The 19,979-nt window shown below is 59.8% G+C and carries 19 protein-coding genes and 1 tRNA gene; 9 read left to right on the top strand and 11 right to left on the bottom strand.

From position 1 onward, the window contains the following. Positions 1-55: 55 nt before the first annotated feature. Together recG and HY067_11765 are read right to left on the bottom strand one after the other, a co-directional pair. Positions 56-2,422, bottom strand: a complete 2,367-nt coding sequence (recG, locus tag HY067_11760) for an ATP-dependent DNA helicase RecG (protein MBI3528632.1) — start codon at positions 2,420-2,422, stop codon at positions 56-58. Positions 2,423-2,453: 31 nt separating this feature from the next. Further along, positions 2,454-2,834: a RidA family protein gene (locus tag HY067_11765; protein MBI3528633.1), complete on the bottom strand. Its 381-nt coding sequence runs from the start codon at positions 2,832-2,834 to the stop codon at positions 2,454-2,456. A 233-nt stretch (positions 2,835-3,067) separates the two neighbouring features. Between HY067_11765 and HY067_11770 the strand changes: the two genes are divergently transcribed. The 3 genes from HY067_11770 to HY067_11780 are packed head-to-tail and all read left to right on the top strand — an operon-like array spanning position 3,068 to position 6,151. Next, positions 3,068-4,954, top strand: coding sequence for a potassium transporter Kup (locus tag HY067_11770; GenBank protein ID MBI3528634.1), 1,887 nt, complete (start codon positions 3,068-3,070; stop codon positions 4,952-4,954). Positions 4,955-4,975: 21 nt separating this feature from the next. Further along, the gene (locus tag HY067_11775) at positions 4,976-5,308 is read left to right on the top strand and encodes a hypothetical protein (protein MBI3528635.1); all 333 of its coding nucleotides are present in this window, start codon (positions 4,976-4,978) and stop codon (positions 5,306-5,308) included. Positions 5,309-5,317: 9 nt separating this feature from the next. Beyond that, positions 5,318-6,151, top strand: coding sequence for a DUF429 domain-containing protein (locus tag HY067_11780; protein ID MBI3528636.1), 834 nt, complete (start codon positions 5,318-5,320; stop codon positions 6,149-6,151). Positions 6,152-6,276: 125 nt separating this feature from the next. Here HY067_11780 and HY067_11785 read toward each other — a convergent pair whose 3' ends face one another. After that, on the bottom strand, positions 6,277-6,762 hold the full coding sequence (locus HY067_11785) for a hypothetical protein (protein MBI3528637.1): 486 nt from the start codon (positions 6,760-6,762) through the stop codon (positions 6,277-6,279). 9 nt (positions 6,763-6,771) lie between these two features. Next, on the bottom strand, positions 6,772-7,836 hold the full coding sequence (locus HY067_11790) for an ImmA/IrrE family metallo-endopeptidase (protein MBI3528638.1): 1,065 nt from the start codon (positions 7,834-7,836) through the stop codon (positions 6,772-6,774). A 373-nt stretch (positions 7,837-8,209) separates the two neighbouring features. On the opposite strand from HY067_11790, the gene HY067_11795 reads away from it, so the two are divergent. Genes HY067_11795 through HY067_11810 form a run of 4 tightly spaced genes read left to right on the top strand, consistent with a single transcriptional unit; the run spans position 8,210 to position 10,990 of the window. After that, positions 8,210-8,518 carry a hypothetical protein gene (locus tag HY067_11795; protein ID MBI3528639.1) on the top strand — a complete coding sequence of 103 codons (309 nt, stop codon included), beginning with the start codon at positions 8,210-8,212 and terminating at the stop codon, positions 8,516-8,518. Between the two features lie 3 nt (positions 8,519-8,521). Further along, complete coding sequence (locus tag HY067_11800) at positions 8,522-8,965, top strand: hypothetical protein (GenBank protein ID MBI3528640.1); 444 nt, start codon at positions 8,522-8,524, stop codon at positions 8,963-8,965. Further along, positions 8,962-9,477 carry a hypothetical protein gene (locus HY067_11805; protein ID MBI3528641.1) on the top strand — a complete coding sequence of 172 codons (516 nt, stop codon included), beginning with the start codon at positions 8,962-8,964 and terminating at the stop codon, positions 9,475-9,477. The genes HY067_11800 and HY067_11805 overlap by 4 nt, the downstream gene beginning before the upstream one ends. Positions 9,478-9,535: 58 nt before the next feature. Further along, a complete protein-coding gene (locus tag HY067_11810) occupies positions 9,536-10,990 on the top strand; it encodes a ThiF family adenylyltransferase (GenBank protein ID MBI3528642.1) in 1,455 nt (484 codons plus the stop codon). A gap of 343 nt (positions 10,991-11,333) precedes the next feature. Here the strand turns inward: HY067_11810 and HY067_11815 are convergent. After that, a tRNA-Ala gene (locus HY067_11815) sits at positions 11,334-11,409 on the bottom strand. 377 nt (positions 11,410-11,786) lie between these two features. On the opposite strand from HY067_11815, the gene HY067_11820 reads away from it, so the two are divergent. Next, positions 11,787-12,551 (top strand): SapC family protein, encoded by a 765-nt coding sequence (locus HY067_11820; protein ID MBI3528643.1) that lies wholly within the window; start codon positions 11,787-11,789, stop codon positions 12,549-12,551. Here the strand turns inward: HY067_11820 and HY067_11825 are convergent. From HY067_11825 to HY067_11850, 6 genes are all read right to left on the bottom strand, one after another. After that, complete coding sequence (locus HY067_11825; GenBank protein ID MBI3528644.1) at positions 12,544-13,329, bottom strand: prolipoprotein diacylglyceryl transferase; 786 nt, start codon at positions 13,327-13,329, stop codon at positions 12,544-12,546. The genes HY067_11820 and HY067_11825 overlap by 8 nt on opposite strands. 29 nt (positions 13,330-13,358) lie before the next feature. Beyond that, the gene (gene mtgA, locus HY067_11830; GenBank protein ID MBI3528645.1) at positions 13,359-14,054 is read right to left on the bottom strand and encodes a monofunctional biosynthetic peptidoglycan transglycosylase; all 696 of its coding nucleotides are present in this window, start codon (positions 14,052-14,054) and stop codon (positions 13,359-13,361) included. Between the two features lie 4 nt (positions 14,055-14,058). Next, the gene (gene aroE, locus HY067_11835) at positions 14,059-14,886 is read right to left on the bottom strand and encodes a shikimate dehydrogenase (protein ID MBI3528646.1); all 828 of its coding nucleotides are present in this window, start codon (positions 14,884-14,886) and stop codon (positions 14,059-14,061) included. Beyond that, on the bottom strand, positions 14,883-15,794 hold the full coding sequence (locus tag HY067_11840; GenBank protein MBI3528647.1) for a TonB family protein: 912 nt from the start codon (positions 15,792-15,794) through the stop codon (positions 14,883-14,885). Before HY067_11840 ends, aroE begins: the two co-directional genes overlap by 4 nt. Before the next feature lie 72 nt (positions 15,795-15,866). Next, positions 15,867-17,717: an RNB domain-containing ribonuclease gene (locus tag HY067_11845; protein MBI3528648.1), complete on the bottom strand. Its 1,851-nt coding sequence runs from the start codon at positions 17,715-17,717 to the stop codon at positions 15,867-15,869. A gap of 55 nt (positions 17,718-17,772) precedes the next feature. Continuing rightward, entirely contained in the window at positions 17,773-18,336 is a 564-nt protein-coding gene (locus HY067_11850) for an esterase (GenBank protein ID MBI3528649.1), read from the bottom strand. A gap of 193 nt (positions 18,337-18,529) precedes the next feature. On the opposite strand from HY067_11850, the gene HY067_11855 reads away from it, so the two are divergent. After that, positions 18,530-19,837 carry an acetamidase/formamidase family protein gene (locus HY067_11855; protein MBI3528650.1) on the top strand — a complete coding sequence of 436 codons (1,308 nt, stop codon included), beginning with the start codon at positions 18,530-18,532 and terminating at the stop codon, positions 19,835-19,837. Positions 19,838-19,979 lie beyond the last annotated feature (142 nt).

Genomic DNA, 19,979 nt, shown 5'->3' on the forward strand with positions numbered 1-19,979 from the left:
CGTGCGATGAATGATATCACCCCGTCTGCCGTCGTCCCAAGGCGGGTGCGGATTGTCACGCCTTCAGAAACTCCTGCCTGCCGCCGAGCCAGCGTTCCAGATGCAGTTCGGCGCTCGCGGGATGATCGCGCAGCAATTGCGGCGCCAGATTGCGCGCCGCCTCCAGCAGATCGATGTCCTTTTCCAGATCGGCGAAGCGCAACATCGGCACGCCACTTTGCCGCGCACCGAGCAATTCGCCGGGGCCGCGCAGCCGCAGGTCGTGCCGCGCAATTTCGAATCCGTCGCTGTTCTCGAATATGATACGCAGCCGCTCGCGTGCGTTCTGCGACAGCGGATTCTGGTAGAGCAGGATGCAGACGCTGCTCTCGCTGCCGCGTCCCACGCGACCACGCAACTGATGCAATTGCGACAGCCCCATGCGTTCGGCGTGTTCAATCACCATCAGCGAGGCATTTGGCACGTCGACGCCGACTTCGATCACCGTGGTGGCAACCAGCAGCTGGATCTCGTTGGCCTGGAATGCCATCATGACCTGGGCTTTCTCCTGGTTCGGCAATCTGCCGTGCACCAGTCCGACCTTCAGTTCCGGAAACGTGGCGAGCAAACCCTGATAGGTATCGATCGCGGTCTGCAACTGCAACGCTTCGCGCCGCGCGCGAACCTTGGTCTGCAATTCCATCGCACCGGCGCGCGCAACCTCGCCACCTCCGCGGTCCCATCCCGCAAGCGGGTCCCTGCTCCGCGCTCCGGTGTCGGACTCTTCGATCAGCGGGCATACCCAGTAAGCCTGCCGGCCGGCCAGGCAGGCATCGCGCACCCGCTGAACCACGTCGCCGCGCCGGGTGTCGGACAACAGTTTGGTCAGCACCGGCGTTCTTCCGGGGGGCAGTTCGTCGATCACCGATACGTCGAGGTCGGCGTAATAACTCATGGCCAGCGTGCGCGGAATCGGCGTGGCGCTCATCATCAGTTGATGCGGCTGGACTTGGGCGTCGCCGCGGCTGCCTTTCTGGCGCAGCGCCAGGCGCTGATGCACGCCGAAGCGATGCTGCTCATCGACGATCGCGAGGCCCAGCTTGCTGAACGCGACCTCGTCCTGGAACAGCGCGTGCGTGCCGATGGCGAGCGCCGCTTTTCCGGAGGAAATTTCCGCGAGCGCCTTCTCGCGCTCCTTTTTCTTCAGGCTGCCTGTGAGCCATACCACTTCGACGCCGAGCGGCGCGAGCCAGGCGGCGAATTTCCGGTAGTGCTGTTCCGCGAGGATTTCGGTCGGTGCCATGACCGCCGCCTGATAGCCGGATTCGATCGCCTGCAGCGCGGCCAGTGCGGCAACGATGGTCTTGCCGCTGCCGACATCGCCCTGCAACAGGCGTTGCATCGGATGCGGACGCGTGAGATCGGTGCGGATGTCCATCAGTACCCGGGTCTGCGCCCGGGTGAGCCTGAACGGGAGCGCGGCGAGCAGCGCCTTGGACATCTTCGAATGCTGCAGCAGCGGATGCGCGCGCACCCGGTTACGCCGCTCGTGATGCAACCGCATCGACAACTGTTGCGCCAGCAGCTCGTCGAACTTGACCCGGCGCCAGGCCGGATGGGAGCCATCGAGCAGGGCCTGGGCATCGACGTCGGGCGGCGGATTGTGCAGCAGCCGGATCGCTTCATCGAGCGGCAGCAGTTTCAATTTCCTTCGCACCGGCTCCGGCAACGCGTCTGCCAGATCGGCGCTGCCGAGCGCGCGCGCAGCGAGCTTGCGCAGCACTCCCTGACCCAGCCCCGCAGTCGTCGAATACACCGGCGTCAACGCCTGCGGCAGTGGCGCCTCTCCACGCAATACGCGAAAACGCGGATGGACCATTTCGGCGCCGAAGAAACCTTGCCGGATCTCTCCCATCACCCGCACCTTTGCACCGGGTGCCAGCGCGTTCTTCTGGCTCGGATAGAAATTGAAAAACCGCATCATCAGCCGTGCGCTGCCGTCGTCGACTTCGGAGATAAGCTGACGCCCAGGACGGAACCTGATATGGGTTTCGACCACCGTGCCTTCGATCTGCACGGTATCACCGGACAACGCATCGTGGATGGAAACGATGCGGGTCTCGTCCTCGTAGCGCAACGGCAGGTGCGTGACCAGATCCGAAAGTTTGCGGACGCCGATGCGCGCCAGCTTTTCCTGGACTGCTGGTGTGGCGAACGACAGAGAGGGATGTATTGCAGGTGCGGGCGCGGGGGAGCGATCGGGTGCATCGCTGCGGCGACGCTTCGTCGTTCCGGTGCTATGTGTACTCGAGCGGCGATCGGTCCCGGCGATTCTTTTGTCCGGCTCGGCGGCAGCACTGGATATCGGCAACGGAAGTTCGCGGGTTCGCCTGGATCCGGTGCGCTGGCCTTTGCCGTTTTTCGCCTCGCCCCTTATGGCCATAAGCCGGTATCCCTTGGGCACCGCATGCCCCTCAGCGCTTCGACAATATCGCCTCGATCTCGACCAGTGCGCCGCGCGGCAATTGGGAGACGCCGACCGCGGAACGCGCCGGATACGGTTGCTTGAGATACTGCGCCATGATCTCGTTGAGCCGCGCAAAATGCGCGAGATCCGTCAGGAACACCGTGAGTTTCACCGCATCATCGAGATTCGCGCCTGCCGCCGCGGCGACCACCTGGAGGTTGCGGAACACGCGGTGGACTTGAGCATCGATGCCATCCACCACCTGCATGGTGGCGGGGTCGAGCCCGATCTGCCCGGAGAGATAGATGGTGCTGCCGGCGCGTATCGCCTGCGAGTAGGTTCCGATTGCCTGCGGGGCATCCGGGGTGTGAACGGCCTGTTTGGTCACGGCTTGCTCCGGGTATAGAATGTTGCGCCACAACAAGGGCAGGCCATCAGTCCGGCCCTGCTTTCTGACGATGATAACCGAACACCCGTCGCTAGAGCCTTGTCACGACGCGAAACCGCGTTGCATCATTCGTCCGGTCCGATGAGCGGCAAGCCAAGCTGCTCCATTCGCGCGCACGCGCGCCGGTCGGCGCGGCATGGCGATCCGGGGACACTGAGGAACAAAGAATAACAATGAGCTCCAACGGGAACGGACGCGAGAAGACGGGCGTGCTGCCGCTGACGGTCGCGGCGATCGGCGTGGTCTTCGGCGATATCGGCACCAGTCCGCTGTACGCCATGCGCGAAGCGTTCAACGGCAGCCATCCGGTCGCTGCCAACCATGACAACGTGCTCGGCGTGCTGTCGCTGATTTCCTGGGCACTGATCATCGTCGTGACACTGAAATACGTGGTCTTCATGATGCGCGCCGACAATCGTGGCGAGGGAGGCATCATGGCCTTGCTCGCACTGGTGTTGCGCTCCACGACACGCAATACCAGGGGTCGCATGATATTGATGTCGCTGGGCCTGTTCGGCGCCGCGCTGTTTTACGGCGACGGCGTCATCACACCGGCGATTTCGGTACTATCCGCCGTGGAAGGTCTGGAAGTCGCGACCCCGGCCCTTAAGCCGTTCGTCATTCCCGCCACGGTCCTCGTCCTGATCGGCCTTTTTCTGTTTCAGCAGAAAGGCACCGAAATGGTCGGCGCGCTATTCGGACCGGTCACCATTGTCTGGTTCGCGGTACTGGCGCTGCTGGGCATTGTCAATATCGTCAACTATCCGCAGGTCCTGGCGGCGTTTTCTCCCGGTTATGGCGTCGCCTTCTTTGCCGAGAATTCCACCGGCGGCTTTCTGGTGCTCGGCGCGGTCGTACTGGCCATTACCGGTACCGAGGCGTTGTACGCGGACATGGGACATTTCGGTAAAAAGCCGATCCGGCTGGCCTGGTCCTGCTACGTACTGCCGGCGCTGTTGCTGAATTATTTCGGCCAGGGTGCATTGATCCTGTACAACAACGACGCCATACCGAATCCCTTCTATCACATGGCGCCGGAATGGGCTTTGTACCCGCTGGTGATCCTCGCCACCATGGCCACCGTGATCGCGTCGCAGGCGGTGATTTCCGGAACCTATTCCCTGACCCGGCAGGCGATCCAGCTCGGCTACTGCCCACGGCTCGAGGTCACGCACACCTCCGAAAGCGAAATCGGACAGGTCTATATGCCCTGGATCAACTGGGTGCTGCTGGCTGCGGTGATCGGGCTGGTGCTCGGCTTCGAATCCTCCAGCCACCTCGCGGGCGCTTACGGCATCGCGGTGACCGGCACCATGGCCATCGACACCGTGCTGGCCTTCGTGCTGATGCGCAGACTGTGGCACTGGCCGCTGTGGATTGCCGTGCCGCTGCTGTTGATCTTCCTGACGATCGATTTATCGTTCTTCAGCGCCAATGCGATCAAGCTGCTCCAGGGAGGCTGGTTCCCGATCGTGGTGGCGATCGCGCTGTTCACGCTGCTGGTGACCTGGAAGCGCGGACGGCTACTGCTCATGGAACGGCTGTCGCCGGGGGCGATCCCGATCGAACCGTTTATCCAGAGCGTCACCGCGCACCCTCCGACACGCGTGCCGGGCACCTCGGTATTCCTGACCGCGGCTTCCGAAGGCGTGCCGCACGCGTTGCTGCACAATCTGAATCACAACAAGGTGCTGCACGAGCGCATCGTGCTGCTCACGGTAAGCACGATCGACATCCCGCATGTACCCGACGAAGAACGCATCGAAGTACAGTCGCTCGGAAGCGATTTCTATCGCTTGATCGTCCGCTATGGCTTCAAGGACGAACCGGACGTGCCGCGCGCACTCGAACTCGCCTCCGCCAAGGGATTCAAATTCGAGATGATGGAGACGTCGTTCTTCCTCAGCCGGCAAACGCTGATTCCCAAGGTCGGTCCCGGCATGGCGCTGTGGCGCGAGAAACTGTTCGCATTGATGTCGCGCAACGCATCCAGCGCGACGACTTTTTTCAAGATTCCGGCAAACCGGGTTGTCGAACTGGGCACCCGGATCGAACTGTAGGGCGAGTTGCGCACGTTCGGCATGGAATCGCGATCGGTCATTTCCAATCTCGAAAAATTGCTGTCTGAAGGCAGGGAATCCGCGTTGCTGCGCTTCAGCCTGGGCAGCGAATACCTCAAACTACGCGAGATCTGGGTCGCGGTCTTCCATTTGAAGCGCGCGCTCGAGCTGGATCCAAACTACTCCGCGGCGTGGAAGCTGCTGGGCATGGCGCTCGCCGACGGCGGAATTCTGAACGAAGCCCTCGACACTTATCGGCACGGCATCGAAGTCGCACAGCGGCGCGGCGATCAGCAGGCGGTCAAGGAAATGACCGTCTTCGCCCGGCGCCTGGAAAAGAAACTTTCATCCTGAACGGTAACCATGCGTAAATCGGCAGACTGGTCGGTCCACGGCGTGGATTTCACCAGCCGCCCGCGCATTCGCAAACCGATCACCGTCGCCAGTGGTCGCAGTCACCGTTCGGCATTTCGTCTCGACGCCCTCGAAGAATTTGCCGACTGGACGCATTTCGAAACCTGGCTGCAGCGCCCGGGGCCGTGGATAGCGGGGTTCGATTTTCCGTTCGGCCTGCCGCGTGAAGCGGTCGAGGATCTCGGCTGGCCGAAGTATTGGCCGCAGCTTGTTGCCTACTGCCGGCGTCAGGGACGCGACGAATTTCGTGCCGCACTGGATCGGTATCGCGAAAGCCGGCCAGCCGGAAAGCGCTATGCGCACCGGGCCGCCGATCATCCGGCCAGCTCGCACAGCCCGCTCAAGCTGGTGAATCCGCCCGTGGGGCTCATGTTCCTGGAAGGCGCGCCGCGGTTGCTGGATGCCGGCGTGACCATCCCGGGGTTGCATCTGGGCGATCCGCAACGCGTGGCACTGGAAGCGTATCCCGGTTTTTCCGCGCGCCAAATGGTGAAAGCTTCGTACAAGAACGACGCCACAGCCAAACAGACGCCGGCGCGCAGACAGGCACGAAAGAGCATGGTGAGCTTGCTGACGACAAGCGCCAATCCGTTCGGATTGGTCCTGACCGGATCGACACGACTGTTGAATTCCCTGGTCGGCGATGCAACCGGAGATCGGCTCGATGCGGTGCTTTGCGCGATGCAAGCAGCGTGGGCATGGCATCGGCGCGACGACAACTATGGATTGCCGGCGCACGTTGATCCCCTGGAAGGATGGATCGTAACCGTGCCAGAGAAATGAAAAGCTACCCTTCTCGGCTGAGGCCTTTTTGGCTCACCTTTGAATGCCGCGCGAATTCGATGCAGAAAAGAAGAATACAGTAATGTTGCGGCGACACAACAACAACGTCGCGAGACGGAAGTTTACTATGCCCATCGCTCCAATCGGAGTTTCACTTCTTCCTTGGGAAGCCGGCAACGTACGTCCGCTGAAATACTGCTGAGGCCTTGGTACAGGACAGATTTTTGCACTCCAAGGAATTCCAACTGATCGAGAAGCCACAGCAACCCATACACCGTAATCTTTAGTTTTTCTGCTTCGCTTCGCAGACTTCTGTCGCTGGTTACAAGTGCATGCTGATCTCGCCGCGCAAGGACGAGGGCAAAGGAGTCGGGTATAGAAAGTGTCGGGCGATTTTGTCGGATTACCTGTACGGAACTCAGTTCATCGGGGGTCAGCGCCAGTACACCTAACCCAAGCGTACGGAGATATGGTCCGTTGTAGTCCTGTAATTCGTCGTCGTACAGGACATCCGGGACAACCATGCTAAGACCGCAGTTGAACGCCGGGATCAAGATGGCCCCACGCTCTAGGTCGATGAGCACAGATGTATCGGATACCAGGACAATCATGACGTTCCATCAAGCGACGGGTACCATCATTTTGTCCAGTTCCCGTACGCTTACATGCATGAGCTCTGCGACCTTGGCTTTAGATAGCACATCTTCGGCGACGGCCCGCAAGGACAGACGTTCCATGCGTTTTGGCTTTTCAGGCGGAATACTGTTCGGTTCCTTCGCCCCAAGTGCGTTTAAGCCTAGTGCCCTGATTTGCCCCCAGAGTCTTCCATACGCCGCCTTCGACAAAACGCCGAGCTGCGAGCAACGCACGACGAGGCACGCGATGCTGACCTTGAACAGTTTCTGTAATTCCGCTAGTTCGCCAAACGAAATGGAGGTCCGGTTCCTGCCTAACAGGCGCTCCATCATTTCCTTGGCCATGAAAAATGCGCCGGCGAACCAGTCAGCGGCCTTCTCTTCCTCTTTATCGCTTAGCCCCGTGCACTCCAATACCAGGTGACCCAATTCGTGCGCCAACGTAAATCGCTGTCGGAAGCCGTTATGCCTCTCGTTCACAACAATCACAGGTACATCTGGGAAACCCGGCCGTTGAACAAACGCTTTAGAGCCGGAGACTTCCTCCCCTAGGCCAACCACGATGACTTTGATCCCTTTCTCCTCCAGCAATTCAGCCATCACCGGAATGGGCTCGATGCCGAGCTGCCATTGCTCGCGCAATTGAATCGCAGCGTTTTCAACGTCCTCAATGCGACTTATCTTGAAGGCGGGATTCTGAGGAGCGTTCCACGTGGCTGCCCCGTTGGGCACCAATTCTTCCAATTGGAGATACCGCTCGACGCGATCGAGCACCACGGCCTCGACGGCGCGCTCTTCCTTGGCGCCCGTGTGTGGCGCCTTACGGAAATCAACGCCTGTAAGCTCGATCTCCTGCGTACTTAATAGGTAATCTGGTCTTACCTGTAGTGTCTTCGCCAGAGCAAGCAAAACTGTTGAACTCGGCATCATTTCATTGCGTTCGTACTTGCCGATGGCCTGCGCAGATACCACTTCTCCGATTGCGGCTTCCAGTTCGCGCAACGACCAACCCTTCGCTTCCCTAGCCTTCTTCAATCGGTTCCCGATCATATGGCTACCCTCCAGTTCTATTGTTCGGTTTACAAATTGACAAAAATAAGTATATTTTGTAAACTTCGCGGTGTCAAGGTAATAAATACAAAATATTCAATCGAAACAAGGTTGGACTCGAAAGAAGCGTTAGCAGACTAACGCGCGGAGTGCCAAGAAGACCCAAGCAAAGGAAGGAGGGAAAAGAAAATGAACAACCAATAGAAAACGGCCAAGTACGAAACCGCACTTGGCCGTTGGGTTGAACGAGCGTTACGGCTACTCGCTCAGGTTTGGCGACCTTGATTGTCCGCAGCGATCTTCCCCCTGTCAAGCGCGGCCCCTGCTTTCCAGCAGGAATGACTTCCTTTGTCCGCAAATTATGGAGATTGTTATGGAAAATCAGACTCAAATGGCCGCAGAGGCCAAACAAAAAACCCTCGAACTTCAGGTCCGATATATAGGCGCTCGTCGCCGGTACGAGGATCCGCATGCGTCAGTGAATGAGACGCTTAGCTCGATAAAGCCGAAGGTGTTGGACTTCTTCGGACTGAGCGAGACGCCCGGACAGCAGGGTGGAAAGGTTTACACCTTCGCGCTGGGTGGTACGCCCTTGACCGATCCTTCCGTCACGCTAGGCAGATTGGCGGAAGGTCGGCATGAGCTAAAGCTCGATCTGATCGAGCAGCTCGAGCAGGGGTGAAGCATGGCTTCGGACTTCGAGCTCAGTCTCTTTGAAGAAGAGTTGAGAGAGGTTCGAACCCTGCCTGAGGCAAACCGCTGGAAGCTCGAGCGGGACGAAACTGTTCCGCTCGGGCTGAAGGTGGAGATGCACAGCGTCAGGGATCCCGCAGAGCTATACCTGGCCAAGGTTCGCTGGACCAACTACTTTGCGCCGCCATCCCTCAAATTTCTCAACCTACAAACCGGTGCTGACAACGATGTGACCGCATGGCCCCTGTGTGGCGGCTTCCGACCAACGTCACTTGATGCGTGCGTATCGTGGACCGCTGAAGGCCATGTAGCACACCCCGAATGGGCAGGTTCATCGAAAGCAGCATTTCCGCGCGTCGAGACTCCAGTGCAATTCATCTTGCTCACCTTGCAGCGGGAACTCGACACGTCTTACTCAGGAAGGGGACATTTGTGAGCGATGTTAAGTGGACTTTTCCGAACGATCTGCTTTCGACGTCGATCGACATGATGCGGATGCCTGGAGCGTCGGGGAATGAAGGCTTGGCGTTATGGTTAGGCCGTAGCGACGACGATGTCTCGATCTTCATTACGCATGTTATCGAAGTGTACGGCACAGGGTTCTCGACCTCACCGCTACACCTGTCACTGTCACGCCGCGCAATCAGCGAATTAACAGATCTTGCAGACCACCTTGGGGCATATCTGGTGGGGCAGATTCACTCACACCCCGGTCGATTTATCGATCTTTCAGAACTCGATCGTGTTCAGGGCTTTCGCGTACCAGATTTTCTTTCTGTCGTCTGTCCCAACTACGCACAGTATGCAGATACGAGAATTGGTGATTGTGGCATTCACGTTTTCGAGCGCGGCGATTTCCGTCGCTTGTCGAATGCCGAGGCCAAAAACCGGATCCTCATGTCGCCAGTCAGCGTAGAGAAAGTTTATTGCGAGGTGAATCGTGATTGATCTTACTTCGGCCGGTAGTCGGCCTTTGGCGACCGCCAAGGCGCTTGTAGGCGGGCAAATGAACGAGGTAGCCGTGTTTTCGAGGCTAGTCGTGCTCACCGGGGATGAATCCACGCTGAACACCGCGAATGGGCAGTGGTGTTTAGTCGATTCCCTCAGACTTCTCGTGCGTGTCGTCGGAAGGCTAGCGGTGATTCTTCCGCCGGGATCAACTCGGCTCGAGACCGCAATTCGAGACGTATGCGCAAAAATCTGCTTTCGGGCGCAGCCAACTATTGTCTGCGGTGATGGCAGGGAACTGTTGCGCGAGGCGACGGCAGTGTTGCATGTGGGCTCAATTGCGAGCGCGTCTTCAACTCATACCTGCGTCAATTCGAACGGCTGGGTCGCCAGGGTGTCATCCTGCGGCCGAGTATTGCCTGCTGACGTGTCCCAGCCCAATCCCATTGCCGCACTCACGGCCGCTTCCCTTGGCGTCACCGAGGTCTTCAAACGCATCGTAGGCGTCTCAGGGCAATCTGCGCCGCTGCTCGATCTTGTCGAATTCTCCCTCTTTGAGATGTCTACGGAATTCAACGGCCTTGGCCCAGAACTGCCAGAGGCCCTAGTTCTCCCCAACGGACTCTTGGTGGGAGCCGGCGCGATCGGAAATGGCGTGGCTCTCCTGGCCTCTCAGCTTCCACTTACCGGACGGCTGCATGTCATCGATAAGCAAGAATACGGCGACGAAAATCTTGGCACGTGCGTGCTGCTGGAGACCGAAGGTTGGATAGGTCACAATAAGGCGACACGACTGGCGTCTTGGCTGGCCGCTAACAGCGGGCTGAGCGCAACCGGGGAGCACGCATTCGTCAAAGATGCACTCGGGGATGAAAAGGTCCGAACGTTAGCACCGCGCGTCGTTCTCAACGGGCTTGACGACGTAGAGGCGCGCCACGATGCACAACTGGCATGGCCAGACCTCATGATCGACGGCGGAATCAGTGATGTCGGGGCCGCCGTGGTGGAACATCGGATCGATTCTCGGTCTCTCGCATGCTTGCGGTGCGCGTTTGAGGTTCGTGGCATCGACCACAAGGCAATTCAGGAAGAATTAACAGGATTGCCGGCGTCCGCATTGTCAGATCAGCAGAGGCTTCTTACCGAAGCAGACGTAGCCGCCGCTGCCCCCGCTAAGCAAGCATGGCTCAAAGAACGTTTGCTCGAAAGAAAAACAATATGCTCCATCGTGACCGAGGCCGGTTTGAAGAATCTTGGAGTCGACGCCGAGAAAGGCTTTCGCCCTTCCGTCCCGTTTGTCGCAACCGCCGCTGCCGCGCTGGTTTTCGCGGCGTTGATCAAGGCACTCCAATATCCTACCCGGGAGTATGCGCAGAGCTTTACCATGGGCAATCTTTTCCTGGGACCTGAAAATTCTGCGGTTCTGAACCGGCCTGCGAAGAAATCGTGCCTTTGCGTTGTAAGTCGTTCTGCAATTGATGCGCTACGTAGACATCGCTTATCCTGTACTTAGCGACTACACAAAAAGCTCTCTCCTCGACGTGCCAAAATCAAATAACCACCCGAAAGTGGCTTTCTTGATTTTGGTGGGGACGAGGGGATAACACGCCAAATGTTTGTTGCGGCGGAGGCTAACTTATTATGCGAGTTAAGAGCGGCGCGCGAAGCCAATATCCGTGTCTCCCATTGCCTCTGCGATCCCGCCATGCCGAAACGCATGCGTTTCGAGACCGCCATCGCACTTGAGGTATGCTGGCGTCCGGCGCGAGCGATGCTCGCTGGTCGAACTGAGGGAGTGCGATCTGCCCCTGCATCTCACCAAATAAGAAAGCCACCTCAGGGGTGGCTTTCTTATTTGGTGGAGACGAGGAGGATCGAACTCCCGACCTTCGCATTGCGAACGCGACGCTCTCCCAGCTGAGCTACGTCCCCAGTATTCGTTTACGCTTTCAATTCGCCGGAGCATATCTTACAACTGCTCAGCCTTTTCATGGAGGAGACGAGGAGGTTGTGTCGATATTGCCTTAAGGCGATCCCGCCATCCCGAAACGCATGCGTTTCGGGACCACCACCAAGCTTGGGCTGGTTGGCGTCCTGCGCGAGCCGCTGGTAGTTCCGACGTAACGCGCCGAAGGCGCATTAGTCTGCACTGAAACTCCCTGACGTCGTTTTCAAACTCCCGACCTTCGCATTGCGAACGCGACTCTCCTAAGCTGAGCTACGTCCCGGGATATGGCGGCATTGCCGTGCCGGTGCTGTGCGGCGTTATTATACTGAAAATGACATCGCGAAAAAACGAGACTCGTCCGATGAAGATCGCCCCGCCGCTGGGTTACGAGCAGATCACGCCGTTGCTCAAGAACCATAAGGTTCTGCTGCCACGGGCCGAGGAGACGCCGGCGATTTTCCACCGGCTGCACGCGATGCCCCTGAGCCTGTCGGAATTCGAACCGGCTTGCCGCGACTATCCGATCGTCTTCGTTACCGGCGACGACGGCAACACATTCAACGCGGTGGTAGTGCTCGGAATGCAGGTAATGCAGAACCTGTTCATTCTGACCGACGGCATGTGGGACCGGCGCGCTTATCTGCCCGCCTATGTACGCCGTTACCCGTTCTGCATGAGCCGGGTCACGGTCGACGGCCAGCCGCAGAATGAACGCATCGTCTGCATCGAAGAAAGTGCCTTGCACGACTCGGGCGAGCCGCTCTACGATGCGGACGGCCAGGCGCTCTCGCAGTGGACCGTGCTGGAAAAGCTGATCTTCGACTACGAGCAGGACCTCGTTCGCTGCGAGTCATTGTGCCAGCTGATCGCCGAGCTGAAGCTGCTTGAACCCTTCACGATGAAGGCCGAAGTCGACGGATTTACGATGCAACTGGAGGGCATGCATCGGGTAACGCGGACCACGCTCGAAGCGCTGCCCGCCGACCAACTGCAGCGGTTGATGTCAGCCGGCGCATTGGAAAAAATCTATTCGCACCTGCTGTCGCTCAACAACTTCCGCCGCCTGCTGAACCGGCGCAGTTTTTTTGCGATCAAATCTCCCAGCAAACAGGGTGATCTCAACTAGTTTTTTTGTGATAGGCCCAAACCAGCAGTCCGATGCCGCTCAATGTCATCGGCAGGCTGAGCCACTGTCCCATCGAGAATCCAAAAGCAAGCAGCCCGAGGAAGCCGTCCGGCTCGCGGGTGTATTCGACCGCAAAGCGCAGTATCCCGTATCCCAGCAGAAACAGGCCGGACACCGCACCCGTCGGCCGCGGCTTCCCGGAAAACCACCACAGCAGGACAAACAGCACCAGTCCCTCGAGCGCGAACTCGTAGAGCTGCGAAGGATGCCGCGGCAGGTTGTCGATGTTCGGGAATATCATTGCCCACGGCACGTCGGTCGGCCGCCCCCACAGTTCCGCATTGATGAAGTTGCCGATGCGTCCCGCGCCCAATCCGAGCGGGACCAGCGGCGCGATGAAATCGGTCACGGCCAGCCAGCTTATCCGGCGCGAGCGCGCGAACCAGAGCATCGCGAGGATCACGCCGAGGAAGCCGCCGTGAAACGACATGCCGCCTTCCCACACATACAGAATATGCAACGGCTCTCGCAAATAGTCGGCGAGCTTGTAGAACAGGATGTAACCCAGCCGGCCGCCGAGGACGACACCGATCACGCCGAGAAACAGCATGTCGTCGAGATTGCGCGGGTTCCAGCCGCGCCACGGCTGGGTTCTGATGCGATAGCGCCCCAGTACCAGCACCATGGCGAATGCCAGCAGGTACATCAGGCCATACCAGCGAACAGCCAGCGGCCCGAGATGAACGGCAACCGGATCGAATTGCGGGTGAATCAGCATATTGGCGGCGGATTATACGGTCGGGCAGATCACGGTACCTGCACCTGGTACATCCGATCGAGGATGATGCCGGTTCGCCGCTCCAGTAGCGGCGTCTCGCGTACGTTGTCGTAGAAACGCGGCTTGGGCACCATCGCCGCCAGTCGCGCGGCCTGCTCGGGACCGAGATTTGCCGCGCTGACGCCGTAGTAGTAGCGCGCTGCGGCTTCCGCACCGAACACGCCGTTGCCCCATTCGATGATGTTCAGATAGATTTCGAAGATGCGCCGCTTCGACATCACGTTCTCGATCATGACCGTGATCAGCGTTTCCTCCGCCTTGCGCCAGGGCGTGCGCCTGCCGGACAGGAACAGGTTCTTGGCGAGCTGCTGGCTGATGGTGGAGCCGCCGGCGACCACTTTGCCCTTCCTGAGATTCTTCTCATACGCCTTCTGGATCGCTTCCCAGTCGAAGCCTTCATGGTCGAGAAACTTGGCGTCTTCGGCGGCAATCAGGGCGCGCTTTAGATTGATCGAAATGCGATCATAGGGCATCCATTGGTGCCGCAGAACCGCATCCGGATTTTTCTGCTGCAGCACTTCCAGGCGGTCCTCCATGAACGCGCTGGTCGACGGGTTGAACCAGATCCACCATACGACGCTGCCGAAGATCCAGAACTGATAGACGACCACGGCTGCGATCAGAAGCAGCACGACGCGCGCCGTCCAGCGCCACACCTGCTTCATCGGATCATGGATTGCGCAGCAGCGCGATGACCGGCGCGGTGTCGGGACGCACGCCCCGCCAAAGCAGGAAGGATTCCGCCGCCTGCTCGACCAGCATGCCCAGCCCGTCGGACGTTTTTGCGCCATGCGCCGCAGCGAACGCGAGAAAGGGCGTGGGGCCTGTGCCGTACATCATGTCGTAAGCAAGTGCGCCGGCGGCAAAAGCGTCGGCGGGCAGCGGCGGCAACTCCCCCCGCAGGCTCGTCGAAGTGGCGTTGATCACCAGGTCGAAGTGATGTCCGGCGAGTTCGTCGAAACCCAGGCCGCATAGCACGCTCGACGCAGCAACCGCTTTGCGGCGAAAAGTATCGGCCAATCGCAATGCCTTCTCGACGGTGCGATTGGCGATCGTCAGTATGCTGGGTTCGCGCTCGAGCAGAGGCGTGAGCACGCCTTGCGCCGCACCGCCCGCGCCCATCAACAGGACGCGTTTGGCTGCGAGTCCGAAGCCGAGGTTGTGCACGATGTCCCGAACCAATCCCACACCATCGGTATTGTCGGCGCGAATGCGGCCATCCTCGAACTCCAGGAAATTGGCGGCTTCGGCGTCCTTGGCGCGCTGCGAGACTTCGTCGGCAAGATCGAACGCTTCGAGTTTGAACGGCACGGTGACATTGACGCCTTTGCCGCCCGCCGCACGAAACGTTTCCAGAGTCGCGCGAAAGCCGTCGGCCGGTGCGAGTAATCTCGAATACTCGATATCCTGGCCGGTCTGGCGCGCAAAGGCCGCATGGATCTCGGGCGATTTGCTGTGGGCGATCGGATTACCGACTACGGCATAACGATCGGTCATGGGTTGGCGAGCAGTTCAAGGTCGCTGCGCGTGTAGCTGAAGGTGCGCGAGATGCTCAGGATATCCCAGTCCTTGCGCACCGCCGCGGGAAATGGCGGGAACGGCGCCGCCAGATCCACCGCGCGCCTGGCGGCGCTATCGAGCAACCGGTATCCCGACGAGCGGTCGATTTCGATCTTCTCCACGCTGCCGTCGGCCCTGATGTGCACGGTCATCACCAATGATGCGAACAGCTTGCGCCGCCTGGCCTCCTCCGGAAAATACTGCGTACCGATTTTCTCTATGCGCTGACGCCACCGGTCCACGTATTCCGCGTAGACCACACCCTCGGTACGCGCGCCGATGAATTTGCGCCGGGGCAGCTTCTGATATTCATCCCACTCTTTTGCGATCTCCGCTTCCAGTTGCGCGATGCGCAGACGTTGCTGCTCGGCCGCCGGATCCTCCAATCTCGCTTCGCGCGGCAACTCAGGTGCAGGCCGGGTCGAATCGGCGGTCGAGTGCGTGTCTTGCGAGAGTTGCAGCAATCGCTGCGCCTCTTCTTCGAGTCGCTGCACCTGCCTGGAGGCGAGTTGCACATTTGGCGCCGGCTCGACGTTGTGAAGTTTCGGCAGATTGGACTTGGCACGCCGCTCGGCTTCGGTGTTGCCCCCGCCGTCCAGGTTGGCCTGGGCCAGCGCATCGGCCTTGACCGGCTTCGATGATGTCTTCGAATTGACCAGCACGACGTCGAGATGCGGCACGAACTTCGATCCGTCGAATGCCGGCGGGGCGAATGTGATCAGCAGGACGATGGCGTGCAAGACAACGGAAACCGCCAGCGTTATCGGCAGGATGTCGCCTGTGGTAGGCGGCGGGGGGACAGTGAGGCCGGCGGCTAGACCGCCTCGTGCGGGAAACGCGTTGATCGAAGTGTCCGGCAAATTCGCCTTGTGAAGGAATCGGGCTCAAGCCAATTCTAAATAACTACGGCGCAACTGTCAGCGCGATTGCGTTTCGAGCGGCCGTTTGAACTCGCAGTGCAGGGTCAGTTCCAGCAGATCGATGTTGGACACGGCCAGTTCCACCCGGCTTCCGGGCGCCGAAGCCGGCATCGAGGGCACGCGCGCCACCAGAGGGATACGGTCTATTCGCACCAGCTCCTCCCGCAGTACATCGGCACCGGTCAGGCTGACGCCTTCCTGGATCAACCAGCGCAGACACCAGTAGCGTTCCATGCCGCGCTGGAATTCCGCATAGGCGTCGTAAGCCAGTTCGAAATCGCGCAGGATCACGAGCAACCGCTCGTCCCGCAGCGGATAAGCGGGCGCCTCGTTCCTTATCAGCGACAGCAACTGGCGCTGGTTGACCAGGTCGGCGTAACGCCGCAACGGCGAGCTGGCCCAGATGTACTGGGGCACACCCAGGCCCTGGTGCGGTGCCGGGATCGTGGACATTTTCACCTTACCGCCGGCCTGCGCGCGATAGAGCGCCGGGATCTCATTCTCCGCGAGCTGCCGCCCCCACTCGGTATTGACCAGGATCATCATCTCCGAGACGACCTTGTCGATCGGCGAGCCGCGCCTGCGCTCGACGATGCTGATGCGATCGTCGTCTAAATAGAAGTTGTAGTCGGCGCGGGCGATGGCGGGTTCTTCCTTGCCGCGCTGCCTTTCCAGTCTGGTGGCCAACCGCCACAGCATGACGAGTTGCTCGCCGAAGCGGTGATCGACATGCCCCGCCGCCAGTTGCTCTTCGTTGAATTGCGTCGCCAGGCTGTCGTGGCGCAGATTCGCCGTGATCCTGACGCGCTCGATTACGCTGCGGTATCCGGCAATGTCCAGTTCCGGCGTTACTTCGACGTACATCGACAGCGCCGGACAGTCGTGGCCTTCGGACAGCGTGTATTGCGCAATTACGGTTTCCGGCAGCATGGTGATCTTGTCGCCGGGAAAATAGACCGTCGACAGCCGCTTCGCGGCCTCGCGATCCAGCAGCGAATCGGGCGGCACACCGAGGGCCGGCGCAGCGATATGCACGCCCACCTGCCAGTGACCGTTCGCGAGCTTCGTTACCGAGAAAGCATCGTCGATCTCGGTTGTAGTCGCATCGTCGATGCTGAACGCCTCGACCGCTGACAACTCCAGATCGCCCGGCCCTGCAGCCGTCAGCTCCGGTTCGAAACCCGTGCCGCGCGGAAAGTACTCGAACAGGAAACGCCCGAAGTGGTAGTCGCGGCTGGAAGGCAGCGCACCGCTTTGTTCCAGCAGCTTCGCGACGGTCAGGTGGGTCTGCGCCGCGGCCTGTTCCAGCGCCTTGAACTCGACCGTACCCTTGTCGGGCTGGTAGAGCAACTGCGGCAGCAAAGGCCTGAGTTCTTCCGGAAACTCGAAGCGCGCGAGCTGTTCGGCAAAGCGTGCCTGCAGCTCGGCCTGTTTTTTCTTGCGCCCGATACTCGCCAGCGCCGCTTTCAGGGCATCGGCGGGTGCGGCCTTGTAGCGACCCTTGCCCTTCTTGTAAAAATGCGTGGGGGTCGCATGCAGGCGCATCAGCAGTCCGGCGCTTTCGACTGGCTTCGGTTCGCGGCCGAAGTATTCCTTTCCGAGCTGGTCGAATGCAAACTCGGTTTCGCCCGAGCATTCCCAAAGGAATGCCGGATCAATCTCGTCCGAGATTTTCTGCGCATCCGCCATGAACTGCGAAAGGGGAATGTGATCGAATCGGACCAGCACGGCGCCTTCCTTCACCTTGGTGCGCTTGCCGTGCTGGTTCTCGACCTGCAGCGAGGTATTGTTGTCGGCAAGCACGGTGCCGGCCTTGAAGGCGCCGTCTTCTTCGAAAAAAACATTCATGTGCTGCGCCGGTGAGGAGTGAGGCGTAGGAGCAGGGCGCGATTATACGCGAGCCCTAGGCTGCAAATTCCAGGACGATGTCCATGTAATCGCCGAATTCCCTGAAGCCGTGATCGCTTCCCTGCACGATGACCTGCCGGCAGCCGTGGTAGTGGTCGACCGCAACGCGCCAGTCGAGCAATTCGTCCCCGGTCGTATGCATCAGGAGATAGCGATCCATCTTTGCCGGTTTCGCCACATGCAGCACGGCAAGCTGCGCCAGATGCTCTTCTGTCAGCACGTACTCGTCTCCGGTGTAGAGATTCTTCTGCGGGCCGAGACGGGTGCGCAAGCCTACGTGTGGCGTGATCGCGGGATTGACGAGCACCGAGCGCAGGCCGCGTTTTTCGGTGAGATAAGTTGCATAGAACCCACCCAGCGAACTGCCGACCAGCGTGATCTTCTCCTCCGGAACGCCGGCCACTTCGCGTTCGAGCAATGCCATTGCTTCCTGCGGCCAGTGCGGCAGAGCCGGGCACGCGAATTCGTTCTCGCGGCCGACTGCCGCGAGCCGCTCGCGCAACTGGTTCGACTTGTGGGAGGACGGAGAGCTGTTGAAGCCGTGGATGTAGACGATCATGGACGATTTCCGTTGCACCGGTATTGTGCCCGAGGGCTTGCGGACGCACAAAGAAACCGCGCTTTGACCTCGAAAACGGCGCGACCACCGGGTTTTCGCATGGCACGCCGCTTGCCACTCCTGCGAGATCAACAGTCGCCTGATTACAACAACCATGCGCCCAGAGTAGTATCACGCTAGGAAGAAACTCCCGATGAAAAACGATTCCCGCAGGCGATTCCTCCTGCAGTCCGGCGCAGTTGCGAGTGCGCCATGGCTGCCGGATGTCGTGCGCGCAGAGGAAGAGGCCAGACCCAACATGCCGGTCGGAGCAAAGCTCGGCGATGTATACGTTTTGCCGGCAACGCCCGAGACTACGCAATGGGGCTGGTTCGACAACGCCCAGCCGCCGATCCTGAGGCTGCGCTCCGGCGACCGCGTTGCGATGGAAACCCTGATGGCCGCGGCCAACCAGGTTTTGCCCGGCGTATCGATCGAGGACATCACCAAATTGCGGCTCGCCTATCCCGGTCGCGGCCCGCACACCATCACCGGTCCGATCTACATCGAGGAAGCCGAGCCCGGCGATACGCTGAAGATCCGCATCGAATGCATCGTGCCGAGGAGTTATGGCGCGAACTGGAATCTCCCGGGCGAACTGGGTCTCGGCCAGTTTCCCGAACGTTTTCCTGTTGGCCAGGTGCGTTACTTTTACTTCGATCTGAAACGCGCCAGCACGCAGTTCGCCCCCGGTATTCGGGTGCCCCTGCGACCGTTCCCCGGCGTACTCGGGGTCGCACGGGCGGAACCGGGCCGTTACAGCACCGTGCCACCCGGTCCCTTCGGCGGCAACATGGACGTGCGTGAAATGATCGAGGGGACAACGGTCTATCTGCCGGTTTTCGTCGAGGGAGCGCTCCTGTGGAGCGGCGACTCGCATGCCGCGCAAGGCAACGGCGAGATCAATCTGACGGCGATCGAGACCGCGTTCAATGAACTGCGGCTGCACATCGAAGTGATCAAAGGCACACCGATCGCCTGGCCGCGCATCGAGACGCCCACGCACTGGCTCACGGTGGGCTACGACCGCGACCTCAACAAGGCGCTCGAAATCCTGAAGACGGAGACCAGGACCTTCCTGGCAGAGACGCAGGACATCGCCCCGGAGAAAACCGAGGAATGGATGGCTACGCGCTACGACTGCCGCAACGCCGAGGTGGTGAACCAGATGAAGGGCGTGTTCTGCATGATCCCGAAGAAAGGCGTGAAGCTGAAGCGCGCTGTGCGCCCACTCAGGGAAACGCCGCGTTACTTTGCCACCAGCGCTTCATCGCCCGACCTGCAGACCGCCATGAACGAAGCAGCGTTCGCAATGATCGAGCAGATCGCCGAACGCAAAAAGATGTCAACCATCGACGCCTACTCGCTGATGAGCCTGACCATGGATTCCCGGCTGGGCGACATCGCCGAGTCGAAAAAGACCGTACACTGCCTGGTTCCGAAAAATCTCTGGACCACTTAGATCCCGGAAACAGAATAGGTCAAAGGCGTTGACACAGAGGGCGCAGAGAAGAAAAGAGAGGGCACGAAGAAGGACTTTAGAATTACGACGCCATATGTAAGGTGGGGCTCTCGCGTAATCTGAAGCCCCGAAGTTCATCGAA

The organism is Betaproteobacteria bacterium (assembly GCA_016194905.1).
Taxonomy (GTDB): Bacteria; Pseudomonadota; Gammaproteobacteria; order Burkholderiales; family JACQAP01; genus JACQAP01.